The organism is Agromyces binzhouensis, from assembly GCF_004135055.1.
GTDB lineage: Bacteria > Actinomycetota > Actinomycetes > Actinomycetales > Microbacteriaceae > Agromyces > Agromyces binzhouensis.
This window is the reverse complement of sequence record NZ_SDPL01000573.1, coordinates 1-1515: the sequence shown is the minus strand read 5'-3', so window position 1 is coordinate 1515 and position 1515 is coordinate 1. Positions and strand designations below refer to the sequence as shown.

Sequence of the window (1515 nt, the reverse complement as noted above, 5' to 3'; positions counted from 1 at the left end):
CCCGGCGCGCCCCCGCTCACGGCCTCGCCCGCGGCGTCGCCGCCTCGAGTCGTTCGCGGAGCCCGGGCAGGAGCCGCCGGCTCACCGGCAGTTCCGCCTGGCCGACCACGATCGTCGGCCGATCGCCGCCCAGGCGGACGCGCGTGACGTGGGGGAGCGCGACGAGGTACGAGCGGTGCACCCGCACGAAGCCGGCCTCAGCCCACTGCCGTTCGAGGTCGGACATGGGCACGCGGACGAGGTAGCTCGCCTCGTCGGTGTGCAGCCGGGCGTAGTCGCCCTGCGCCTGGACGTAGCGCACGTCGTCCCGCCGGATCATGCGGGTCGTGCCGCCGAGCGTGACGGCGATCATCTCCGGGCGCGAGGCCGAGGCATCCGTCGCCTGCCCCTGGCCCATCGACTCGACGACCCGCGTGATCGATCGGTGCAGCCGCTCGGTGCGCACGGGCTTCAGCAGGTAGTCGACCGCGGCGAGGTCGAACGCCTCGAGCGCGCCCTCCTCGTCGGCCGTCACGAACACGAAGGCGGGCTTGTGCTCGAAGCGCTGGAGTGCCCGGGCGAGGTCGAACCCCGACAGCCCGGGCATGTGGATGTCGAGGAAGGCCGCGTCGACGGGCTCCCGCGTCAGGATGCGGATGGCCTCGGCGCCCGAGGTCGCGCGGTGGATGGTCCCGATCCGCGGGTCCTGGCCGAGCAGGAACGCGAGCTCGTCCACGGCGGGCTGCTCGTCGTCGGCGATGAGGACCGAGATCACGGCACCAGTCTCCCATCGGGCTCGGCGGGTCGGCCCGCGCGCACGTCGACGGATGCCGCGGAGCGACCGGGCTGCGACTTCGGCACGCTCATGCGCACCAGGGTGCCCGCACCCACGTTCGTCTCCACGACGAGTCCGTGCTCGTCGCCGTACACCTGCCGCATCCGCGCGTCGACGTTGCGCAGACCGACGTGCTCGCCCGGCGTGCCTCCCGCGAGCACCTGCGCGGCGACCTCGGGGTCGATCCCGACGCCGTCGTCCTCCACTGTGATCTCGGCGAACGCGCCGCGGTCCTCGGCGGTGATCGTGATGCGCCCACCGCCCTCCTTCGCCTCGAGCCCGTGCCGCACCGCGTTCTCGACGAGCGGCTGGATCGACAGGAACGGGATGACGGTCGAGAGCACCTCGGGCGCGACCTGCAGGGTCACCTTCAGCCGGTCGCCGAATCGCGCGCGCTCGAGCTTCAGGTACGAGTCGATCGAACGCAGCTCCTCGGCGACGGTCGTGAAGTCGCCGTGCCGGCGGAACGAGTACCGCGTGAAGTCGGCGAACTCGAGCACGAGCTCGCGCGCCTTCGCCGGGTCGGTGTTGATGAACGATGCGATCGCGTTCAGCGAGTTGTAGATGAAGTGGGGGCTGATCTGCGCGCGGAGCGCGCGCACCTCGAGTTCGGCGAGCGCCGCGCGCGACGCGTCGAGCTCGCCGAGCTCGACCTGCGCGGCGACCCACTCGGCGACCTCGCCCGTCGCCCGCACGAGGCC

General features: G+C 72.5%; 2 protein-coding genes. Both read right to left on the bottom strand.

From position 1 onward, the window contains the following. Positions 1 to 16: 16 nt before the first annotated feature. Positions 17 to 754: a LytR/AlgR family response regulator transcription factor gene (locus tag ESO86_RS16815; protein WP_129235942.1), complete on the bottom strand. Its 738-nt coding sequence runs from the start codon at positions 752 to 754 to the stop codon at positions 17 to 19. Next, positions 751 to 1515 (bottom strand): sensor histidine kinase (locus tag ESO86_RS16810; RefSeq protein WP_207207203.1); only part of this gene is annotated, 765 nt, incomplete at its 5' end. The genes ESO86_RS16810 and ESO86_RS16815, both read right to left, overlap by 4 nt.